The sequence below is a fragment of the Roseovarius nanhaiticus genome, assembly GCF_900156535.1.
Lineage (GTDB): Bacteria > Pseudomonadota > Alphaproteobacteria > Rhodobacterales > Rhodobacteraceae > Roseovarius > Roseovarius nanhaiticus.
This window is the reverse complement of record NZ_FTNV01000001.1, coordinates 1057970-1080346: the sequence shown is the minus strand read 5'-3', so window position 1 is coordinate 1080346 and position 22377 is coordinate 1057970. Positions and strand designations below refer to the sequence as shown.

Annotated in this window: 20 protein-coding genes and 1 tRNA gene; 9 read left to right on the top strand and 12 right to left on the bottom strand. The window is 60.6% G+C overall.

The features are described 5' to 3' along the window. Positions 1-45: 45 nt before the first annotated feature. Complete coding sequence (locus BW975_RS05170; protein ID WP_076531576.1) at positions 46-990, bottom strand: NAD(P)-dependent oxidoreductase; 945 nt, start codon at positions 988-990, stop codon at positions 46-48. Positions 991-1162: 172 nt separating this feature from the next. On the opposite strand from BW975_RS05170, the gene BW975_RS05165 reads away from it, so the two are divergent. The 5 genes from BW975_RS05165 to BW975_RS05145 all read left to right on the top strand — a co-directional run bounded on the left by BW975_RS05165 (position 1163) and on the right by BW975_RS05145 (position 6003). Next, entirely contained in the window at positions 1163-1564 is a 402-nt protein-coding gene (locus tag BW975_RS05165; RefSeq protein WP_083686983.1) for a hypothetical protein, read from the top strand. A 123-nt stretch (positions 1565-1687) separates the two neighbouring features. Next, the gene (locus BW975_RS05160) at positions 1688-2974 is read left to right on the top strand and encodes a homoserine dehydrogenase (RefSeq protein WP_076531574.1); all 1287 of its coding nucleotides are present in this window, start codon (positions 1688-1690) and stop codon (positions 2972-2974) included. A gap of 55 nt (positions 2975-3029) precedes the next feature. Next, entirely contained in the window at positions 3030-3995 is a 966-nt protein-coding gene (glpX, locus tag BW975_RS05155; protein WP_076531572.1) for a class II fructose-bisphosphatase, read from the top strand. A gap of 74 nt (positions 3996-4069) precedes the next feature. After that, on the top strand, positions 4070-5812 hold the full coding sequence (recJ, locus tag BW975_RS05150) for a single-stranded-DNA-specific exonuclease RecJ (RefSeq protein ID WP_076531570.1): 1743 nt from the start codon (positions 4070-4072) through the stop codon (positions 5810-5812). Between the two features lie 116 nt (positions 5813-5928). Beyond that, positions 5929-6003: transfer RNA gene (locus BW975_RS05145), tRNA-Glu, on the top strand. A 151-nt stretch (positions 6004-6154) separates the two neighbouring features. On the opposite strand, the gene BW975_RS05140 is transcribed toward BW975_RS05145, so the two are convergent. The 3 genes from BW975_RS05140 to BW975_RS05130 form a co-directional block, all read right to left on the bottom strand. Then, on the bottom strand, positions 6155-6343 hold the full coding sequence (locus BW975_RS05140; protein WP_076531568.1) for a hypothetical protein: 189 nt from the start codon (positions 6341-6343) through the stop codon (positions 6155-6157). Between the two features lies 1 nt (position 6344). Then, the gene (locus BW975_RS05135) at positions 6345-9206 is read right to left on the bottom strand and encodes a hypothetical protein (RefSeq protein ID WP_076531566.1); all 2862 of its coding nucleotides are present in this window, start codon (positions 9204-9206) and stop codon (positions 6345-6347) included. Between the two features lie 694 nt (positions 9207-9900). Next, positions 9901-10473 (bottom strand): recombinase family protein, encoded by a 573-nt coding sequence (locus BW975_RS05130; RefSeq protein ID WP_076531564.1) that lies wholly within the window; start codon positions 10471-10473, stop codon positions 9901-9903. A 375-nt stretch (positions 10474-10848) separates the two neighbouring features. Between BW975_RS05130 and BW975_RS05125 the strand changes: the two genes are divergently transcribed. From BW975_RS05125 to BW975_RS17875, 3 genes are read left to right on the top strand one after another with little or no spacing between them, the layout of a single operon-like run. After that, entirely contained in the window at positions 10849-11811 is a 963-nt protein-coding gene (locus tag BW975_RS05125; RefSeq protein WP_139194220.1) for a hypothetical protein, read from the top strand. Then, positions 11804-12007 (top strand): hypothetical protein, encoded by a 204-nt coding sequence (locus BW975_RS17880; protein ID WP_139194221.1) that lies wholly within the window; start codon positions 11804-11806, stop codon positions 12005-12007. The genes BW975_RS05125 and BW975_RS17880 overlap by 8 nt, the downstream gene beginning before the upstream one ends. Before the next feature lie 15 nt (positions 12008-12022). Then, positions 12023-13051, top strand: coding sequence for a hypothetical protein (locus BW975_RS17875; protein ID WP_139194222.1), 1029 nt, complete (start codon positions 12023-12025; stop codon positions 13049-13051). Between the two features lie 412 nt (positions 13052-13463). Here the strand turns inward: BW975_RS17875 and BW975_RS05115 are convergent, their stop codons facing one another. The 8 genes from BW975_RS05115 to BW975_RS05085 all read right to left on the bottom strand — a co-directional run bounded on the left by BW975_RS05115 (position 13464) and on the right by BW975_RS05085 (position 21024). Beyond that, positions 13464-16610, bottom strand: coding sequence for a primase-helicase family protein (locus BW975_RS05115; RefSeq protein ID WP_076531558.1), 3147 nt, complete (start codon positions 16608-16610; stop codon positions 13464-13466). Between the two features lie 204 nt (positions 16611-16814). Beyond that, the gene (locus BW975_RS18025; protein WP_170846544.1) at positions 16815-16979 is read right to left on the bottom strand and encodes a hypothetical protein; all 165 of its coding nucleotides are present in this window, start codon (positions 16977-16979) and stop codon (positions 16815-16817) included. A 156-nt stretch (positions 16980-17135) separates the two neighbouring features. Further along, positions 17136-17459, bottom strand: coding sequence for a hypothetical protein (locus BW975_RS05110; protein WP_139194223.1), 324 nt, complete (start codon positions 17457-17459; stop codon positions 17136-17138). Positions 17460-17750: 291 nt separating this feature from the next. Beyond that, the gene (locus BW975_RS05105) at positions 17751-17987 is read right to left on the bottom strand and encodes a hypothetical protein (protein WP_076531554.1); all 237 of its coding nucleotides are present in this window, start codon (positions 17985-17987) and stop codon (positions 17751-17753) included. Then, on the bottom strand, positions 17980-18333 hold the full coding sequence (locus tag BW975_RS05100) for a hypothetical protein (RefSeq protein WP_076531552.1): 354 nt from the start codon (positions 18331-18333) through the stop codon (positions 17980-17982). Before BW975_RS05100 ends, BW975_RS05105 begins: the two co-directional genes overlap by 8 nt. Further along, positions 18330-18830 carry a hypothetical protein gene (locus BW975_RS05095; protein ID WP_076531550.1) on the bottom strand — a complete coding sequence of 167 codons (501 nt, stop codon included), beginning with the start codon at positions 18828-18830 and terminating at the stop codon, positions 18330-18332. The genes BW975_RS05100 and BW975_RS05095 overlap by 4 nt, the downstream gene beginning before the upstream one ends. Beyond that, complete coding sequence (locus tag BW975_RS05090) at positions 18830-19153, bottom strand: hypothetical protein (RefSeq protein WP_076531548.1); 324 nt, start codon at positions 19151-19153, stop codon at positions 18830-18832. Before BW975_RS05090 ends, BW975_RS05095 begins: the two co-directional genes overlap by 1 nt. A 527-nt stretch (positions 19154-19680) precedes the next feature. Then, positions 19681-21024: a tyrosine-type recombinase/integrase gene (locus tag BW975_RS05085; RefSeq protein ID WP_076531546.1), complete on the bottom strand. Its 1344-nt coding sequence runs from the start codon at positions 21022-21024 to the stop codon at positions 19681-19683. A gap of 361 nt (positions 21025-21385) precedes the next feature. Between BW975_RS05085 and BW975_RS05080 the strand changes: the two genes are divergently transcribed. Continuing rightward, positions 21386-22342 carry a TAXI family TRAP transporter solute-binding subunit gene (locus tag BW975_RS05080; RefSeq protein ID WP_076531544.1) on the top strand — a complete coding sequence of 319 codons (957 nt, stop codon included), beginning with the start codon at positions 21386-21388 and terminating at the stop codon, positions 22340-22342. Positions 22343-22377 lie beyond the last annotated feature (35 nt).

The window sequence follows — 22377 nt, the reverse complement described above, 5'->3', positions numbered from 1 at the left end:
TTCAAAGCGGGCGCCCCTATTGGATACGGGGCGCCCGTTTCGCGTCTACCGGCGCGCGCACACCTCGGCGCCGCGCTCTTCGGGCTCGTCATCGATCAACTCGGTCGGAAAGCCAGGGGCGGTGATGCTGAGGCCCGTCGCCTCCTCGAACCGCTCGATCAGTCGGTCGGATTGCGCACGCACGCCGTAACGCGCCTGCGCATCGCTCAGAATGTCGATCATCATGGGCGAGATTTCGAGCGGAATGGCGTGTTGGTCCGCCAATTTCTGAAAGAGGCCCACATCCTTCTGCACCAGATCGAGCGTGAAATTCACATCCCGCGAACCCGACAGAATCAGCTGACTCTCGGTCTCGTGCACGAAGGATGTCCCGGACGAGATGGCAATCGCCTCGTAGGTCGTGGCCAGGTCCATCCCCGCCGCCTTCATCACGGTGAGCGCCTCGCACAGCGTCATCAGATTGGCGGTCGCAAGGTAGTTGGTCATTACCTTGAGGACAGAAGCCGAGCCCAGATCGCCGGTATGCAAGACGCGTCGACCCATGATGGTCAAAAGCGGCAGGATCCGCTCGAACGTCGCGCGGTCGCAGCCCGCATAGATGCTGATATTGCCAGTATCGGCCCGATGGCAGCCGCCGGATACCGGGCAATCGACCGCCGCTGCGCCGGTGGCGATCATGGCCGCGCCCAGGCGCTGAACTTCGCCTGCGTCGGTGGTCGACATCTCCATCCAGATCTTGCCCGGTCCGGCATGGGGCAGCATCTGCTGGACCACCGCATCACAGGCCGCCGGGCTGGGCAGGCAGGTGATGACGGCATCACACGCCTGCATCATCTGCGCCGGACCGTCGGCGGCGGCGGCACCCCGGCCCTCGAACCCGCGCACCGCCGCCGGATCCAGATCGTGCACCACCAGATCCGCGCCGTTGCGCAAGAGGCTGCCCGCCAGTTTGCCCCCGACATTGCCGAGGCCGATAAATCCGATCTTCATACGTGCTTCCTATATGTGCCGATATCGCTGGCCGGGCGACTGCCCTGCCCCGCATAGCCTGCCCCATGATGTGGCACCGCGTCACCTTCCATTTGCGACGCACATGGCGCAGGCGCCGCCGCGAACAGGCCGCGCGGCGTCCGGCGCTTGCCGAATGGCGACAAAGAGTGGCATGAAGGGCATCAACTCGTTGGATGCTGAAATGACCCTCATGCACCCCCTACCCCTTCGCGCCCGGCCCTTGGCCCGGATCACCCTGGCCGCTGCGCTGGGGCTGCTGGCGCAGGCCGGCTGCACGGCCTTCCCAGATGTGGGCGACAGCGCCTCGGACGCGGCGCTGGCACGGCCCTATCCCGATCTGGTGCCCTTGCAGGATCTGGACATGGGGCTGGGCACAAGCCGGATCGCGCCCGAAACCGCGCCTGCGATCGAGGCGCGTGTGGCCCGCCTCAAGGATCGCGCGGACAGCTTGAGACGCGGTGCCGTCGTCGATGGCGCAACGCGCAGCCGCATGCGCGCAGGGGTGGACCGCAGCCAAACACAGCCCAGCCCAGACGACGAGGATGCGCAATGAGCCCGGCATGCGCCCTGCACGCATGTGCAGGCAAAACCCGCGTTGCACGCCTGCCCCTTTGCCTGTAGATCGCGCGACAGGGACATCCCCATTCAGCACGCCACTATTTTCGGAGACATCGCCATGACAGACCCTCTGCGCCTCGGTATCGCCGGATTGGGCACTGTCGGCACCGGCGTGGTGCGCATCATCCGCCAGAAGGCCAAACTTCTCGAGGCGCGCGCGGGCCGCCCCGTCACGATCAGCGCCGTATCGGCCCGCTCAAAGGGCAAGGATCGCGGTGTCAGCCTGGGCGATTACGCGTGGGAGGACGATCCCGTCGCTCTGGCACAGCGCGATGACGTGGATGTTTTCGTCGAGTTGGTCGGCGGCGATGAAGGCCCCGCCAAGGACGCCGTCGAAGCCGCCATCGCGGCGGGCAAGGACGTGGTCACCGCCAACAAGGCGCTGCTGGCGCATCATGGCCACGCGCTGGCGCTTGCCGCCGAAGAGGCCGGCCGCGTCATCCGCTTCGAAGCTGCCGTTGCCGGAGGGATCCCGGTGGTCAAGGCGCTCACCGAAGGCCTCGCCGGCAATGACATGACCCGCGTCATGGGCGTGATGAACGGCACCTGCAATTACATCCTGACGCGCATGCAATCGGCGGGCCTTGCTTATGACGAGGTTTTTCAGGAGGCGTCGGACCTCGGCTATCTCGAGGCCGACCCGCAACTGGACGTCGGCGGCATCGACGCCGCGCACAAGCTGGCGCTGCTGGCCTCGATCGCCTTTGGCACCCAAGTCGATTTCGGCGCGGTCGAGATGGAGGGGATCGGCGCGATCACCATTGAGGATATCCATCACGCCGCCGATATGGGCTACCGGATCAAACTCTTGGGCGTCGCCCAGATGACAGGCCGCGGCCTCGAGCAGCGCATGACGCCGTGCCTCGTGCCCTCGGGCAGCCCGCTGGGCACGCTGGAGGGCGGCACGAACATGGTCGTGCTCGAAGGCGACAACGTGGAGCAGGTCGTGCTGCGCGGACCCGGCGCGGGCATGGGCCCCACCGCCAGCGCGGTCATGAGCGACGTGATGGATATCGCGCGCGGCTTTCGCCTACCGACTTTCGGCCAGCCCGCCACGACGCTGGAGCGCGCGCAGCCCGCTGCCGCAGGCACGCCCGCGCCCTATTACCTGCGCATGTCGCTGGTCGACAAACCCGGCGCATTGGCAAAGGTGGCGACCGCCCTTGGCGAGGCCGGGATTTCCATCGACCGGATGCGCCAATACGACCACGCCGGCCCTGATGCGCCGGTGCTGATCGTCACGCACAAGACGGGCCGCGCCGAACTGGCCCGCGCTCTGGACGCAATACCGGGCCTTGGCGTCGTCACCGGCGATCCCATCGCCCTCCGGATCGAAAACATCTAGGCGCGCCCCGCCGCCGCCATCCAATCGATTGCCATAAGCCGCAAAGGATATTGCCATGACCGACACCGCCGATTTCAACGACCGCATGCTGTCGCTCGGGCTTGCCCGCGTGTCCGAGGCCGCGGCACTCGCCTGTGCGGGCATGATCGGGCGCGGCGATGAAAAGGCTGCCGACCAGCAGGCCGTCAATGCCATGCGCGAGCAGCTCAACAAGCTGGCTATCAAGGGCGTCGTCGTGATCGGCGAGGGCGAGCGCGACGAGGCGCCGATGCTTTTCATCGGCGAGGAAGTGGGCAGCGGCGATGGCCCCGGCGTGGATATCGCGCTCGATCCGCTGGAAGGCACGACACTGACCGCCAAGGCGATGCCGAACGCGCTGACCGTGATCTCGATGGCGCCGCGCGGCACGCTCTTGCACGCGCCCGACGTCTATATGGACAAGCTGGCCATCGGGCCGGGCTATGCAAAGGACGTCGTCTCGCTGGACATGACCCCGCGCGAGCGGGTCGAGGCGCTGGCCAAGGCGCGCGGTTGCAAGGCGTCTGAAATCACCGTCTGCATTCTCGAGCGTCCGCGCCACCAGGAAATGATCGACGAAGTGCGCAGCACCGGCGCCGCCGTCTTCCTCATCACCGATGGGGACGTCGCGGGCGTCATCCATTGCGCGGATGCCGAGGCGACGGGCGTCGACATGTATATGGGCTCGGGCGGCGCACCCGAGGGCGTTCTGGCGGCCTCGGCTCTCAAATGCATGGGCGGCCAGATCTGGGGCCGGCTGCTGTTCCGCAACGATGACGAGCGGGGCCGCGCGGCCAAGGCCGGCATCACCGATCTCAATCGCATCTATGCGCGCGACGACATGGTGACAGGCGATGTGATCTTTGCGGCCACGGGCGTCACCGACGGCTCGCTGGTAAAGGGCGTCAAGCGCCGCCCCGGCTATGTCGAGACGGAAACGGTGCTGATGCGCTCCAAAACCGGGTCCGTCCGGCGCATGATCTATCGCAACCCGGTCAACTGACTCGCCCTGCCCCACCACCTGCGTGCCTTGCCTGCCGGGTATGAGTATTTTGGAACAATGAAAGGGGGCGCAGCATGACCGCCTTTCTGGATGTCGAGGCGTCGCTGAGCGGGCGGCGGTGGATCGGCCCCACTGCGCTGCAGGACCGCGCCGCCGAGGCCATCATGCAAGGCGCCGGCCTTCCCCGCGCGGTGGCCATGGCGCTGGCGCGGCGCGGCGTGGCGCCTGACGAGGCCGAGACCTATCTGGCGCCGTCTTTGCGCGAGTTATTGCCCGATCCGCGCAGCCTCAAGGATATGGAGGTGGCGGCGCGCCGGTTTCTGGCCGCCGTGGAGCGACGGGAGCGCATCGCGATCTTTGCCGATTACGATGTGGACGGCGGCACCAGTGCGGCGCTTCTGGTCGACTGGCTGCGGCAGATGGGGCGCGACGCGACGCTCTATGTCCCGGATCGAATCGACGAAGGCTATGGTCCGAATGACGAGGCCATGGCTGGGCTGGCTGCCGCGCATGACCTGATCGTCTGCGTGGATTGCGGCACGCTGAGCCATGGGCCAGTCGCTGCCGCCAAGGGCGCCGATGTCATCATCCTGGACCATCACCTGGGCGGCGAGACATTGCCCGAGGCGCTGGCGGTCGTGAACCCCAACCGCCAGGACGAGAGCGGCGATCTGGCGCATCTTTGCGCTGCAGCCGTCGTCTTTCTGATGCTGGTCGAGGCGGGGCGGCAATTGCGCGAGGCGGGGCAAAAGGGCCCTGACCTGATGGCGATGCTGGACCTTGTCGCGCTGGCCACGGTGGCCGATGTCGCGCCGCTGATCGAGGTCAACCGCGCCTTCGTGCGGCAGGGCTTGCGCGTAATGGCCCGGCGCGAGCGGCCCGGCATTGTGGCGCTGGCCGATGTCGCGCGGATGGACGCCGCGCCCAGCGCCTACCACCTCGGCTTTCTTCTGGGGCCGCGCGTCAATGCGGGGGGGCGTGTCGGGCGCGCCGACTTGGGCGCGCGCCTCTTGGCCTGCAACGTACCGCACGAGGCGCAGGCCATGGCCGAGCGGCTCGACCAGCTGAACTCCGAACGGCGCGAGATCGAAGCCGGCGTGCAGGCCGCCGCGATGGCACAGGCCGAGGCGCGCGGCCTCGATGCGCCGCTGGTCTGGGCGGCGAGCGAGGGATGGCATCCCGGCGTCGTCGGCATCGTGGCGAGCCGGCTCAAAGAGGCAGCGGGCCGCCCCTCGATCGTGATCGGCTTCGACGGCGAGATCGGCAAAGGGTCAGGCCGCTCGGTTGCGGGCGTCGATCTGGGCGCCGCGATCCAGCGGCTGGCGAGCGAGGGCCTGCTCGTCAAGGGCGGCGGGCACAAGATGGCCGCGGGCCTCACCGTGATGCGCGACCAGTTGGAGCCCGCGATGGAGCGCCTGTCCGAGCTCTTGGCCAAGCAAGGCGCTGGCACCGGCGGCGCCGCGGATCTGGTGCTGGACGGGATGCTGATGCCGGGCGCCGCGACGCCCGAGCTGATCACGCAGATCGAAGCGGCAGGCCCGTTCGGCGCCGGATCCGCCGCGCCGCGCCATGTCTTTGCGCAAATGCAGATCACCTTTGCCAAGCGCGTGGGCGAGCGGCACCTCAAGATCCGCTTCGGCGACGGAACCGGGCCGCAGCTGGATGCGATCGCGTTCGGCGCGTTCGACGGGCCTCTGGGCGCCGCGATTGAGCAGCATGGCGGCGCGCGGTTTCATCTGGCCGGACGGCTGGAGCTGAACGTCTGGCAGGGGCGCCAATCCGCGCAGCTGCGTCTAGAGGATGCCGCCCGCGCGTGACGGTGCGGGTCTGTCCGTGCGCTGCGAAAATAATTCCGCGCGGGAGGGCGATTTGATGCAAATCCCCCTTGCGCACCCCCGCTCTTTTGCCTTAGGAACCGCCTCACACAGCGCGTGGCCCGTTCGTCTATCGGTTAGGACGCCAGGTTTTCAACCTGGAAAGAGGGGTTCGATTCCCCTACGGGCTGCCACTTATCCCTTTAAGCCATTGAAAATAAATACAAATTCGCCCCAGCCCGAATTTGTTATACCCTTTATTATCCGCCTTGGATATTTTGGGGGCGTTCAGATTCCCTTGCGCGCTTGGGGCGGTGTGCTAGCGCGGACTAATCATCGCTTGCGTCAGCGGGCGGATTGCCCCCCAATGCCAGACGGCAGGTGCGCATCCGTCCTTTCGTAAAGCTTCCTCAGCATTTCCTCTTTCTCGGACGCCGCTGAATCCGTCCCATCCTCTCGGAACCCGGCGGGCGTTAGCCCCGCCGCCTTGCGTTTCTCTTCGATCATCTCTGCATAGATGCCTAGTCGGCTCATATCAGCGGCCTCCCCGTGGGTTCAGCGCGCCGCCGTATCGTGCAGCGCTGAAAATTTTACTGTCGATTAGTGCTTCTAGCTGATCCTGCATCGCCTCGCCGATGCGCTGGGCAAATTGGGCGTCGCCCTCGCCTTTCTCGCGCTCGGCGACGGTCACGTTGACTCCGCCGTTCAAGATAACGGACCGGCTATCGCCGCCACCTTCTGCGCCGCTCAAATCGACCGGAATTTTGCGGCCTCGGGACAGCGGCACTACCGCCTCGTTATCGTGGAGGATGGCGGGGATTCCTGAGGTGTTAGCCGTCCCTTCTGCATATTGGGGCGCGCCTTGGAAGATAGACGGGCTGACCATGGCGCGCGATACGGCAGGCGCACCCGGCCCCATTCCTTCCGCAGCCGTAGGGACGCTAGCGCCGCCGAACAAGGAACCTACCCAGCCGAAAAGCCCGCCCCCGCCGCTAGACGCGGCCCCGGACGCGGCGCTTGTCGCCGCTGCGCCTGTCATTGCTGCGCTGATCTGGCTCGCCGCGATGCTGCCCCCGGTGGCGATGGCGGTCTGCATCTGCGTTGCCGCTGACGCGGCCCCGAGATTGAAAAGTTGATCTATGCCGAGACTATCCACGATCTTAGTCGCCAGCGCATCGGCGATAGACGCCCGGACCGTCTGGCTCAGTTGCGCCGCGAAATTTTGGGTATCCCCTTGCAGCGCAGCACTAAGCCCCTGCTTAAGCCCCTGTTGAAGGGAATTCGCCGCCACCTGCGTCAGCGGCGCGGGTGCATTGCGAATTTGCTCATTTGCCTGCGCTTGGGCGTCGATCTGGCGCAGGATGGACTCGGTGGTGGCGTCGATCTGCCCGGCGTTCTGGGCCATGGCCTCAGCGGCTAGGCGAGCGGCTTCTGTTGACTGGTAGCGGTTAGACGTCAGTAGGGCCTGCGCTGTCGCTTCTTGCTGGAGGGAAGAAAGCTGATTTTGAATGGAGTCGTTTAGACGGTCCCGCGCCTTGGCCTCTTCGGAAATGGACGCTGAGCGGGAACCGCCGCCCGCCTTTTTTGCGGGGGCATTGGCTTTCTGTAGACGCTTGCGCAGGGCCTCTTGTTTTTTAGCGGCGGCGTCTAGCGCGTCGATCTCGGCAAGGCGCGGCGCGATCTGTTCCACGCCCAGCGGTTGCCCGCGCTCGATTCCCTTGGCGATCATGTCGTCGAGCTGAACGCGACGGCTAGCGGCTGCGCTGGATAGCCCGCCTTCGATCTGTAGCCCAAGGCTCTTGTTCTGGGCCTGCAAACTTGAAATCTGTTCCCCTACGCTCTTGCCCATAATCGACAATGCGCCGGGGACGCTGTTCAAATTTGCGAGGAGACGCCCCGCCTCATCCGCTGCCGTGCCGATTGTGAAGGACAATGACGACGCGGAGTCGGCGCTGCGCTGCGTCGCATCCCCGCCCTGTTGCGTTGTCGCGGCAAAACGGCGGGCGGCGTCTTCGCTTTGCGTCAGTGATTGAACAACGGCAATTTGATCCTTTGTAAGGTTCTGCATGCCCCCGGCGGCGTCGATGATGTGGCGGCGCATGGCTGCATAGGAGTCCGCAAGGGCGTCGGCATTTGTGAGGCCCTTGGACTCGGTGAACATAGACTCGAGGGCGGTTGCCTCTTGCATGGTCAAATTCAGTTCGTCGCGCAGGCGACGGGCGCGCCCCCCGGCGTTGTCTGCGTAGCCTGCCAAGCTGTCCAGCCACCCGACGCCGCCGCTTTCATCAAAGAGGGCGTCTCGGGCCTCGCGCAGCGCCTTGGCGGCGTCGATCTGGGCGAGACGGTTCTGGACGTCTACCAGACGTTCCACCTCAGTAGTGACGCGCCCGTACGCGTCTTTCAGGGCGTCGAAGTCGGACGTTTTCGCCGCCGATGACCGGGCCTTGTCGATGGCGGAGTCGAGGTCCGAAAGAGCGTCTTTCAAAGTCTTTGTGGGCGGGATGACGTCATAAAGTCGGTCGATCAAAAGAGGCAGGACTACGCCCGCGACCGCGCCGATAGCGATACCCATACCGCCGAAAACAAGGCCGATGTCCGCCGCCTGATACGATGCGGATTTCAGTGCCTGTTCCATGCTGGTAGCCATACCCGCTACCTGTCCGATCTGGTTAAGCTGTAGCCCTAGCTGGCGAACGCCGCCTTTCTGCATACCCATGCCCCAGCCTGCGCGTGTGCCAAACTGGCGGGCTTGCTGGGCCGCGTAGTTATCGGCGGCGGCACCTGCGCCCAAATAGGCTTCCTTGGCCTGCGCCAAGGTTCTATTCATCTGCGTTGTTGAAATGGCCCCGGCCCGGTGCGCCTGTTCGGCGGCGAGGACGGCACGGCGATAGGCATGTGTCCCTGTGGTCAGCGGATCGAGGGCGGCTTGTGTGCGCTGATACTGTGTGCGCAGACGCTGAACCTCGTTCGCGCCTTTCGCCTCTTCGCGGACCTCGTGCATCGACTGGGCGAGACGGTCCTTGGCAACCCGCAACTGTTCTGCGGTCGAGATGCCCGCCTGCATTTCCTTGCGGAACGATGCATAGGCGGAGTCGACCCGAGATAGCCCAGCGGTGTTCCCGGTCTTGTTCAACTGCCGTTGAAGGGTGTTGACCTGCGTTTCGGCCTGCCGTGCGGCGGTGCTGATCGACGTCATGGCGACGGCCTGCGCGGGCTTGCCAGCGGGCGCTTGCGTGGCCTGTAGCCCCTTCCGAAGGGTGGTAAATGCCCCTGTACTGTCGCGCTCCAAGTCGCGGACGGCCCGCTTCACGGATTCAATGGCGGCAGTGAATTCGGATGCGCCGCGCTTCGCCGGGGCGGCGTCGATCTTCAAACGTAGTTCGTGTGTGTCTGTCATGTGGTCGTGTCCTGTCTGCTAGGAAAAAGGGCGGCGGGGGCTTCTCGGGCCGATGGCAGACGCGCCGTCGAAACCCCCGCCAGTGCGCGGGGAATGAAGGAACCCGCTGCTCTGGAGATGCCCCTATTCTAGCATAGGTGGCGGTCACGACCTACGAATCCGCCAAAACGGGTCACGGGTGCGGGCGGCGGTGTGCAACTTAATTCCAGTCGAAAATTGAATCTAAAATTGGCGGTTTGCGATTCCGCGATGGGGTCACCCATTTCTGGGCGGGCCCCCTATTTTTGCAACAAAACCGGCGGGAACGGGTCAGAATGCATCGAAAGTGTTTAAGTTGGTTGCATAGGTGCTGACAGCACCTGCGCCGTTGCATTTATGTCACAGTATCCCCGTCTTGGGTCCCCTGCAAGACATTGTAAACAAAGGGTTTTTATTGCCCGCTAACGCGGGGACACCTCCAAACCCATCAACTCAGCATCTCAGCCAATGTGACGTTATCCCTGCCAGCCCATGGTGATCCGGAAAATCGGGGATTTGGTAGGTGCTGACAGGGCTATTCCGGAAGGCTGTTAGGATCATACATGCCCGCTAACGCGGGCTTTCCATGTCGCTCATATGGGCGTCTCGGGGCGTCTCTGAGGCGGTTGTGGTCCGCGTCAGCGGGTCTGTCCGTACCGGGGCTGTGGTGGACGTCTCAGGACGTCTCTGAGGCTAGGTGGCGATAGACCGATGACCGGGCGATGCCCATGCGCTTGGCGATAGCGCTTGGCGTCTCGCCCGCGTCCCGTGCGGCCTTGATCGCGTCAGCGTCTATCGTCGCAGGACGTCCCTTGAACGGGCTGTCGTCACCCTTGGCTAGTGCTGCGTCGATGCCTTCCCGCTGACGCTCAGCGCGCATTTCCGTTTCAAAGGTGCTTATAGCGCTCAGCATAGTGAAGAACAGGCGACCCGCTGACGTGGTCGTGTCTATGTCCTGTTCCAATACGCGCAGCGCAACGCCCTTCTTTTCAAGGCTATGAGCGATGTTGTGTAGGTCTCGGGTGGACCTAGCCAGCCTGTCCAAGCGGGTCACGACAAGGGTATCACCCTTGCGGATTCCACGGCTCAGCATATCCTCTAGGGCTGGGCGTCCGGTGCGTTTCGTGCCGCTGGCCTTGTCTTGGTAGAGATGTTCTGGCGCGACGCCTGCGCCCGTCAGGGCGTCGATCTGGGGGCCAATGTTCTGGCCCTTCGATGATACCCGCGCATATCCAATAAGTTCGCCCATGTCGCCCTCCTGTCCTATTTGAGTGTCTCATAAATAGGTAGTGTCCGATAAGTGATTCCGCAAGTCTAATCGGACGGATTCCGGGGCATTTCCGGCGTCTCTTTTGAGTATACTTAAATAGGACAGTAGTTCGCTGGGGGTGGTGGTCTCGCGGGCCGCGTCAGCGGCGATCCGGGGCGAGGTGGTGCGCCGGAATAATTCCTGAGTCTTTTAGTATGTCACAGAGATTCACATTATTGTAACATTCGGTAACACTTCGTGAGGCGTTGCGGTGCGGCAGATCGGCGGCCCCTAAAACGCCTATTTCCTGTTCCCTATGCCAAGCCTCAACAAATTGTGCTAAGACTCCACAGTGATACAATTTACGGTAGACGCATGACGAAAAAGAACAGACAAACGGGCGGCGCTGCATCTCAGATTGCAACCGCTCTATCTCGCCTGAACGAAACGCAAGCTATGCGCGCGGCATATGGGCTAGACGGTGCCGAAACCGCTATGCGTGTGGCCTTTCCCGAGATGGAAGCGTTCAAGGCCGTTGCCGATAGGCAGGCGCTTGTAGGCAAGTCGGTGGCGGATGCTCTAAGTCCCTATCAGAATGCAGCCGGCAGAATTTTTGAAAAACACCGCGAGATAGCGGAGTCGTTGCGCAGGGCGGTGGACGGATATCCATTCCACAATTTCGACTTCGACAGGCTGAAGACTGACCTGACATTTAGTAAAGAATTCCAAGCTGCCGCTGAGCGTTTAACGGCGGCGAACACGTCTGTCTTTAAGGGGATCGACTTAGACGGGCTGGGGGCTGACCTAACATTTGGTAAAGAATTCCAAGCCGCCGCTGAGCGTTTAACGGCGGCGAATGCGTCTGCCTTTAAGGGGATCGACTTAGATTTAAGTGTCAACATCGGTGATCTACTGGCGCGCAGCATAGATGTGCAAGAGGCACTATTAGTAGAACAACGCGCCTTCTACGAGGAACAGCGCGAAGCGGCTGAGGTGGCGAAGGCAGAAGCGCGGTTTTCACGGCGTATGGCGTACGTCGCCGCCTTGATTTCCGTTCTTTCCCTGCTCTTCATGATCGCTCTTGAAATTGAAGAGCGGTGGCGGGGGACCGACGCGGCAGAACGTGCCGAAGACCGCGCTGAGATAGTCCAGATGCGCAAAGCGATTGAGACGGTCGGCGAACAATTGGCAGAGATGCAAAAGGTCGAAGAAGAACGCGCCGAACGTGAGGACGCAGAAGCGGCGCGGGAAGCGAAAGCGGATGCGGAGTTGGCGGCGATCATGCGGGATATCGCTGACGGTCTGCGCGATGCAGAAGAGGATACGGACGATGATTAAAACCGGCGCAGTTTTTTATAAGGGGCAAGAAGTGACTGTAGGTCGCGACGGGCCAAAGGTTCTGGTCATCGCGGCTGAGGGTGATTGGGTAAAGTGCTGGGATACGCAGGCGGCGAAGGACTGCCGCCGCCTTGCAAAAATTGCGATGCAGCTTGAGCCGCCACGTCCCTCTGCAGCATTAGAAGTTAGTAAATAAGTAATTGGAGGTGATATGGCACTAGGGCACCTTTGGGCAGGACGGGCATATGGAACAAATACTGGCAATTTGTTTGTAAAGCTCTCTGGTAGCGACGATGCGCTGACTGGAAAGCTCCATTTAAATGATCCAAATTTTGGCTTTGCGGTTTACAACGTAAGTGGGGCATATGACGGCACCAAGCTTAAGATTGCAGGCCAGTCCGAAACCGGCGACCCAAGACTTGGGAATTTATCTGCAATTGCCCGACTAAATCCAAAAGGGGAATTAGAAGGAGAGTGGGAAACTGATATTGGTGCGAGAGGGACGTTGGCCTTGTTTCCTCATGATGTACCTGCCCCCGTCGAGACAGGTGCGGCAAGGTATCCGGAACAGATACACACAGCGCGACACGAGTTTGGCGCTGTGTCAATGGATCGGGATAAGCTTCTAGCGCTGGCCGATGAAATGCAGGCCGACTTCACCAAATCCGAGGTCATTGTTACAGTGGCAACCGGAACCGAGCAAACGCGCCTGCTGGGTGATTTCAAGACTGCGAATTTTGGTTCTGATCGTGCGAGCAAGATTAAGTTATATGTTCAACAGCCCGAATCCAATGGGATTAATCGGGTAGCTGAAGTCGAGTTCGGTCCACAAGTTAACGTGGTGATGGTTCAAAGTGTAGACGAGGCTTTGGCGCTTGGAATACTGGAAAAGCTGAAACGGCATATTCAATCCCTTGAAAGAACCTATGCAACTAATTTCAAAAAGATCGGATTTGGCATCAATCAGTTATTAGTGTTTGGGGCGATTGTTTTCCTCCCAAGTTTGAATACCTTGAGCGACCGTGCTGCGTTGATGATTGGCGTTATTCTTATTGTTTATGGGGTCAACTGGCTCCATCGACGGTTTCTACCTCATGTCGAAATCTATCTTGTGCCGAAGGCGAAAGGCAGACTGGCAGCCAACGCCCTGTCATGGATAATTGCTTTAACTTCGGCCCTAGCCGCCGCATTGCTGGCGGCGTACCTGCAAGGCCAGTTTCCCCTACTTTTTTACAAGTAATTCCGGATTTTTCGGGCAGGACCGCCCGCCAGTAAGCGCGGGTAGTTCTGACCCGACTTGACCCGACACTGACCCGACTATGTCGGGTCAGGTTTTACCCCTTATTTTATTGACGATTAGGCATCTTGACCCGACTGACCCGACACTTTCTTATATTTAGAAGAAATGAGAAAGATACAGGATACCGGGACAGTGCACGCCCCCGCTATCCAATCTGAGCGGGGATTTGCCCGAGTAGTCGGGTCAGTCGGGTCAGTCGGGTCAAATCCCGAATAATGACGTAATTTCAGTAACTTAGCCTGACCCGACTATGTCGGGCGTGTCGGGTCAGTGTCGGGTCAGGATCATGTCAACGTCGGGTCAAAAGAAAAGGACCGCTAACGCGGTCCCTTCCAACTTCCAACTTTCCAATTCACCGCCCATATCGCCTCAGCACATCCGCCAACTTATTCAGCGGCGGGAAGGTGACATAGCGGACCCGGTCATTTGTGGCTACTGGCGTGTTATCCGTCGAGCTGGTCTGATACGTCACGTTGTCCTTCAAGTCGCCACTAGGCGCGTCAGCGCCCAGAAGGTCGGAAATGGCTTTGTTCGCCGCCTTCGCGATATTGCCGCGCCCGCCCTGCGGATTCAGAAGGACCTTCAAATGAGGATCAGCGACAATCGTTTCCTGATCATCGCGCAACGGATAGTGGAACGTGGTGCCATCCTTCATCCGGCCCGTAACCGCCCCATCGCTGATAATGTCCATCAAGATCGCTGCCGGACCTTCAAGGCTCAGCCCAGCCTGCTCACGCAGGACGTCCGTCCTTGGCGGATTCCGCAGCCCATCCCAGCCGCCGATTACAGACGGGTCCCAGTGCATAAGGTCATAGACCATCGCTGCAAGCCCCCCGTTTTCCATCTCGTCATCAATCGCGCCGAAATACTTGCCGTCCTGTTTCTTCTCATTTGAGACGCGCAGGACAAGGAAGCGGCGGGCGTCTTCGCCATCGGTCGGCACCATCCAATCATTGTTAGAAATGAATACCGTGTTCACGTAGTTCGGGCGCTCCAGCAGGTTTTCAAACTTGCCTTCAATTTGGAGCGTGTCTGAAGAGATGATATCCTTAAGCGGACCCTCAGCGGCCTTGTCTCCGGCCCAGAATGCCTCTTCGCAGGTCAGGAAAATCTTGCCGTCTAGATGCGCGTTGAAGTTGCCGGTAAGGTGGCGTCCGGCGCTCACCTTAAGAGCGGCTGACCCAATCGCCTGCCGGACCCAATCAAAGACCTTGCTCTTGCCGGTGCCCTGTTCGCCGGTAAGAGCCAGCGATGCCGGAATCTTCACTCCGGGGCGGGCAAAAATCGACGCAAGGAAGGTCATCACGTAATTAAAATGCTCTTCATCCCCGGAACAAAGAACGTGCTCGATGTGCCAGCGCATCTTTGACCAATCGCCCGCGCGCGGCTCTACCGCGAAGCCTGTCCAAAGGTTGTAGGCATGGGGCGGAACCTTCGCCGGGTTCGGCTCAAAGCATGTGTCAAGATAGGTCGGACGCTCACGCGCCCCTGCGAAAACTTCATGCGGCTTGATATGGTGCACCGCACCCTTCTGACCCGCGTAGCCTACCCATCGGTTGCGATAGAGCTTATCAAGCGTCGTGTCCTTCCAAAGCTTCACCGGCCTTCCGGGACCCTGAGACATTGCCACCCTGGCCTGTCCGTCCACCACGACCCACGCAAAGCGGTCCATCATGGACTCGGCAATCTGGCGCTTCACTTCCTTACGGCCCATCTCTTCGACAAGCTTGGCGTCCAGCGGGATGTCGTATCGCTCGAAAACCTTTGGACACTTGTCCGGCGAGACCATGAATCCGCTTTCCGTGATCCAGTCTGGATCATGCAATTCCGCCAGAAGATCGGGCGATCTATAATCTTCTGAGGTCGGCTTCCCGGATACATCCCGGCGAGCTTCTGCGACCGGGTCCGCGCTTTTGTCCGCGTTCCAGCCTTCAAGCTGACGCTTGACCGTCTCGCGGGCCTCTTCAACACGCTCACGGGCGAACGGGTCTTCCCCGCCCATGTCGACAATCTGGCGAATGACCGTCTCTGCGTCCGCGTCGATTCCACGCTCTCGGAAATAGGCCAAGGCCTCGGCAGTTCCGGTTGCCTCCAGCGGCGTCAGCCGCTTGAAGGGGCCTTCACCTTCATCGGGGACAGGTTCCATATCGCGCGGGTCTTCCAGCATTCCCAGCGTCAACGCGCCGTCTTCCAAAAGCTGAGCGAGATAGTGGACGATATGCGGATTCGACGTCTTGCAGCTTTCATGCTGACAACTGATCACCGCATATCCCTGCGTCGAGTCGCCTGCGTTGACGGCGATAGTCGCGCTGTCCTTGCCCTTGTCGGTATGATTCAGTTCGCGAAACGGGCAATCGACGTGGCTCTTGCCGCTGCCTGCCCAGTCAATGTGGGCGTCGGTCTGTTCCAGAATATCCGCGATGTTCCAGCGCATCCCATAACGGCGGTAAAGATCGGTAACGGACACGTCGCCGAACATGACGCCTTCGGGGACAGTGTTTCGCTCTGACCCTCCGGCCTGTGACCACGGGTCACCTGCGCCGGTCGGAACGTCTTCCCATGCCAGCGGCGCGCCCCGGAATACGATGCATTCAAAGTCTTCATCCTCGGGTCGGTGACGGGCGGTGTAAAAGAGGCGCGAGGGGTCTTCGCAGGCGCTGTCGTGATGCACGCCCAGCTTCGCAGCCAGCCCCTTCACCTTTCCCTTCCAGACGTCCGGCCCCTTGGCGGGATCGTCATCCAGTTCCGCGATGTTCACGGCCTCGGAAAGCGGGAAAATCAAGCGCATCTTGTGGATGGGCGGGCAATCGCACCGCACGACAAACCCGCCGCCAATGTCCAACTTTTCGTCTCGGATCGTGACCTTGCTGATAAACGCCTCGCCCAGTGCGGGGCGCTTCTGTCGCAGGTGGTCGCGCACCATTTCGTCGGTGAATGTCTCGCCCTTCGCCACGCTGTGAATGGCGCTGTATCCTACGTCAATCGTCGTCTTCAGGTGATTGTAAGAGGTGTAAAGAAAACAGGCCCAGCCCGTGGCCTCTACGGCGTCCGCGACAGCGTCAATGTCCGCCCCTTCGTCAAGGTCCAGCCCAATCGCTGCCATTCCGCGCATGGCAAGCTTTTCGCGGGATCCGTTGGCGGACACGCCCAGCACGTAGCCCATGCCGTCCTTGCGGTCTGCCCGCCAATGTTTCGTGAGGCCCCAGCCTTCGCGGTTGTTTTTCTTGAGGGGGGCGGCACCTTCCGCAAGATCGCGCCACTTTCCTTCAATCGCGACCCATGCGCCGGGTGCGGTAGATCGCTTGCCGTTAGGGAAGGGCTTCACATATTGATTGCCCAGCGTGACCGAAACCGGGCGTTCCATAAGGGCGTCAAATTCTGCGCGCTGCGGCCCTCGGACGTCAGCGCTGTTCCAGACGATAAAAGTGCCGTCTGCGTCTGCCTGTTCGTTGTTCCAAGGAAGTGTGTTGTCCACTTCCTTTCTGATTGCCACTGCCATTTTTATATCTCCGTACGCGGCGACGCCCGCCTACGGACTCGCCATTAGTTAAAAAGTTGCATTTTTCATTTTTGCTTTCTGGACCGTTTACTAGATGCACCGCTGCGCAGCTTGCTGCGAGGGCATCGACGCCTTCCACTGAAACGGACAATAAGTGGGGGCTATGTGAGGTGGCGTAGCCCCTGACGGGGCCGCACCATTTCTTTAAATCGCCGCGTTCACCAGCCGCGACTCCGTCACCAGATGCGCCGCCAGCTTCTCGATGATTTCCAACATCTCGATACGCTGCACCGCGCTCGCCGGTTCCAGCGACTTATCGGCGAGGGCATGTGCCATCTGGATAACTTTGCCCTCGTTCTTCGTGTCCATCTTTCTGTCTCCTCGTTAATTGTGTGCGCCATCTTGGCAGGGTCCAAAATAATCAAAACTCGCCACGAGTCCAGACTCTAAATTACTGTTTTGACACACTTTTCCGCGCTTCAAGCTGAATTTAGGGGGTGCATTTTTGGGCATGTCGCTGGGCTTCTAAGCTTCAAGCTGAATTGGGCGATGCACGTCGATGATGTCCACAAGCGTGTCGCCCAAGGCGTCCGAATCGATGATCTCAAAAATTGATCTCCCCCCGCGCCGCCAGCGCCAGTTGTCCGCATCGTCCGGTGTGAAACCTGCCGAAAGCAAGACGCGGCGAGCGAGGTGTGTGTCGTCGTCCATATGCGCCGCCGCCCATGCGAAGGGGATGGATACCCCCGTGATCCGAAAGCGGGGCAACCTTGTCACCACATTTCGAAGGACCGCCGCCAGCTCTTCCACCAGCGCAGACTCGGGGTGCATTTCGATAATTTCTGCCATCTCATTCTCCATTGGTCAGATTGTTTCTTGATTGGTCCCCGGCGACATTCGCGCCGCCGGGGGATTGGGGGCCGGTTACTTTCCACGATAACCCCGCCTTAGCGGTGCCCCCAATTTCGTTAGCCCAGCCCCTCAAGCTCAAGCTGGGCCGCGACCGCGCGACCGATGGCGGGCCACGCTGCTCGCCACTGAGATTCAGACTCGCAGGCGAGTCTGGCTGCGTGCCAGAGGGCCGCTCGCCTAAGCAGGCGCTCTCTCGCGACAAGATACTTGCGAGGATCGAATGAGGATTCATGCTGCATCTTTGCGGGCCTCCAATAGCTGTTCTACCTCGGCCCGGAGTCGGGCCTGCTCTTCCTCGTGCATCGCGGGCGTCCACCCTTCGCGGCGATCTAGTGCCCGCTGGACGCGGGCGCGTCTGTCTCGGCGGCGCTTCTTTTCTTCCTTCGACGGGTTCTCATGCGCCCTGTCGAAAAAGCTGACCGAATTTGAGCCATCGAACAGGGATTCATGGTCATGTTCATACATACTTACTGCCCTCCGTAGCTCTAGCGCGGACAGCGTTGCGGCGACGATCCTCCGGCGTCAGGACGCGACCATAGATAGCCTTCTGGCGTCGCTGCGCGGCGCGCTCTTCTACCCCCGGCCCGTCGATCACTGGCGCGTTCAAAAGGTCGCAAACGTCCTGATACTGTTCAGCGGTCAACACGTCGCCCGTGGGGCCGAAAACGTACCCTTCGCCGGTGTAGATCGGCGGGCCATCCGCCGTTTCGTGAAGATCGACACGGCGCTCAAACAAAAGATGATAGGTGCCTTTTTCGATGGCATAGGGCCATTGGCGGATGGTGGCGGCGATGCGGTTTACCTTGCTCATTTGATCAGATTCCACTTTCTGGCGAGGGCCAACCTTTCGGCGGGGTCCTTTACTTCCTTCAGCATCTCAAGCCGGTCATTTCGGGACAGTTCATCCTGCGCCGGGGCGGGAGTAGCGATTCCAAGCTCACGGGCCTCACTAAGGCGGCGGGCGGCGTGAGCCGTCCGGTGACTGAAATGCTCATTTTCCCGCCACCGATTCAGATCGGAAAGGGCGGCGGCTCGGATGTCTGAATCTCCCTCCTGAATCGCCTTCTTGCGTGCGGCCATCGAAAGCTGCGGGAGGTTCAACAGTTCGTTCTGGTATGCCTCTGAATCTAGTTCGGCCCCCATGGCCGCAAGCCTAATTTCACGGATGTTCAGGCAATCGTCCGGCTCAAGCGTCACGCCATGTGCCCGTGCGTCGGCGATTGCCTTTTCAGTGAGGCCCGCCCAGCGTTCGGCGCAGGAAGGGCTGTTGTTGATGATATTCATAAAGCTCTTGTGGTCTTCGGCCATTATGCGGCACTCCTCATATTGAATGTGTTGTTTACGATTGCGAACGCCGGGGCCAATTGGCCCACCTCAGGCGCTGACGCGCCCGTCAGAACGTGCGCCATCACACCGGGCTGAACGGCGATGAGCGTTCGCAAAGACTCGAGATTTTCCACCACGGGCGGCGCACAAACGGGGCTATTCGCCAGCGAGACGACAAAACGATTTTGGATCATGGCGAGGCGACGCCGCGCCTCGGGGTCCAGCCATTCGACGTAGCGCCGTGCCGTTTCCAGCGCGTCACCAACGTAAAGGACGTCATCGGGAACGGTCGCGGACTCTGCCATACGCACAACCGCCCCCGCCGCGATCTCGCGGGGCCTGAGGGTCGGCAGCGCCGCCGAAAGGTGGTAGAGTCGCGCCCCGTTCGGGCCGTCATGATATGGGACGCCCTTTAGACGCCGCCCCGCTGTTTCGATGCAGCACGGGGCCGCGTCTGCGTAGTTCCGTTGACTGATAAACAATTGATCTTCCCCAATATTCGATATTTTCTTGTCGCGAGGGCATTTTGCCTCTTGACAAAACTTATATCACAAATTCAGGGGTCTGGCGAATCGCTCGACAAAACGGTTTTTTCTGTCGGTTGGAGTGTGATACTTTTGCATCACTCGGCGCTTGTCGTCCTGATTTCGCATTTATAGCAGTGACAAGCCGCGCTGTCTCGAATCCGGGTCGAGCGGGTCAAGGTCAGCAAGGCTGACCTATCCTGAAACCGGGGCGCAGGAAAGAAAAAGCCCCGCCAGTTCGGCGAGGCTAGAGTTTGTGAAATTGGTGTCTCGGCGAGACGCAGGCCAGCGTCAGACGCAGAACCTGTTTAGTCGTATCGCGCCCACTCCGCCGCCTCTTCGGCGGTCATGTTAGAGTCATCATGCAACGGCTCGTCAGGATCGTGCGACCATTTCAGAACCTCGCGCAATGTCCGCCCGTCGACGTCGACAGTTTCGTCCAACCTTTTTCTTTCCTCTTCATTCTTGCGAGACTGGACCTCGCCACTCACAGCATATTCCGACCATGCTTCCATGACCTCGCGCCGCCGCTCTAGCTGGTCCGTCCTGAAATACGCCCGCGCGGTCTGATCGCCCTTGGCCTTCACGTGCTGCAAGCAATGCTCCGATAGCATCATATCGACCTGCCCCGCATCGTCAGACCAATCCTTGAAGCTGGACCGCAGCCCGTGCGCCGTCGCAAGGTTGCCGTCCGCATCCGTCCATTTATGCTTGTGCAGCCAGAGCCGATGCGCGTTGTTCGATAGGTGCAAAGACTTGGAGTCCGGCGACTCGAACACAAAATCCGTCTGCACGGCAAACCTGCGCGAGCGGCGCAATACTTCGATCATGGGCCGCGTCAGCGGCACCCTAAACGGCACCTTCCACCCCTTCACCCGGCCCGCCGGTATCGTCCAGACCTTTTCCTTGAAGTCGAATTCATCCCAACGCGCCTGTGAAACACAATTGACCCGCACCGCAGACAGCAAAAGCAACTTCATACTGTTACCCACCAGCGTATCCGGCAACGCTTGCCAAAGGTCCGGCACCTTCTGCCAAGGAACCGCCGCATGGTGTTCATATTCGATCTTCTGCGGCCCGAGGCGGTTCTTAACCTTGTCCATCAATTGCGTGTCAACGCGAGGATCATCGACCGAAACGAAAACGATTACGGCGTTCACCCACTGGGCCAGCTTGCGGGACATTTCCCGCCCCCATATCGGCTTGAACGCGGTTATCAGGTGCTCCGGCAACACGTCCGCAACAACCCGCGTCCCGACGCGCGGAAACATATGCTTTTCCATGCCAGCAATCCAATTCGACGGCTTGGCCATACTCTGACAATGGGTCTGCCAATACTCGCGCGCCGCTTCCTCAAATGTAACGCCACGGCGCTTGCGCATGACTTTCTCGCGCGCAGGGTCCAGCCCCTCCGCCCTCTTACCACGCTCGCGCTGGGCCAGCTTGCGGGCCTGAGACAGGTTGACATGAGGATAGGAACCCAGCCCAAGGCGTTTTTCCAGACCGCCGACCTTGTAGCGGTAAACCCACGATTGCGACGTTGCGCTGTTGATTAGGAGTATCAGGCCCGCCCCATCAGACATGCTGCACTTTTTGGTGAAATTCTTGATCGCGGATTCAATATCGGTCTGGCGCAAGACGTGCTGCTTCATGGTGACTCCAAAGCGTGTAACGACTGGTCCGATACACCCGGAATCGCCGGGGTTCGATACCCTTTTAAACTTTTATACGCTTTTTTATACACCTAGATGTTGATTCGTGGAGTCACAATCCAGAAAAAACTCAATGTTTTAGGGGTTGGCATCTATATGTTGTGTATAATTTTTCCCCTACGGGCTGCCACTTTTCTTCCGTCATATTCCCGTGCCTTGGACTTGCCCTGTTAAGCAGCAGTCAAGCCGTTACGGTCCTGCGTCAAATCCGGGTATACCCCGGGAAAAACCAATTTGCGCCGCTTGCTTTTCGTATGACAAAGGTCAAGTCTCGCCCGCGACATAAGGGAGCGAGAAAACGATGACATTCATGAAAACCGTAGGGACTGCGGCGGCAGCCGCCCTGTTGATGACCGCGGCCGCCTCGGCCGAGACGCGCATTACGTATAAATCGGCCAAGGCCGGATCATCCTATTTCCAGATGGCGGTTCAGATCGCCGAGGCCATGAAGGCCGGCACGGATGGCGATATCGCAGTGACGGTCGAGGAAAGCCAAGGCTCGGTCCAGAACGTGATGGAAGTGCGCGCCCGCGGCGCCGATTACGTCTTTACCACACCACCTGCATTGGTTGGGCTGGCGCAAGGCGGAAAGGCGATGTTCGAGGGCAAGGGCGATCCGGCTTTCGACGACATTCGGGCGCTCTTTCCCATCCCTTCCCTGACGATGCATTTCGTCATGTCCGAGGCAAGCGGTGCGACCAGTTTTGCTGATATGGAGGGCAAGACGATCCTTCTGGGCAGCGGCTCTTTCGGGGCCACCGAGGGCGAGAAATATCTGGGCCTCTTCGGCCTAGAGGGCAAGGTGAACATCGCCGATTCCGAGCTGTCGAACGCGGTCAACGCACTCAAGAACGGCCAGATCGACGGCTTTGTCACGGCGGGCAGCTTTCCGGCGCCCAACGTGATCGAGGCGGCGGCCTCGACACCGGTCAACGTGCTGTCCCTGACGGACGAGCAGATTGGAATGTCAAAGCGCACGCGCCTGACGATCCCGGCGGGCACCTATACGGGACAGGACGAGGATATCACGACAACGTCGCTGCCCGTGGTCGCCTATTCCACCACCAAAATGGATGACGAGACGGCGTATACGCTGACCAAGATCTACTGGGAGACGCGCGAGAAGATGGCGCAGGACGCGGCCTGGTGGGCGGGCGTTTCGGCGGACATGTTGAGCAACATCACCACCAGGATCCACCCGGGCGCGATCCGCTATTACGAGGAGATCGGCGCGCCGCTGGCGGACGAACACATGTAAGAAACCGGTCTCGCCACGGTATCCAAGCCGCGGCG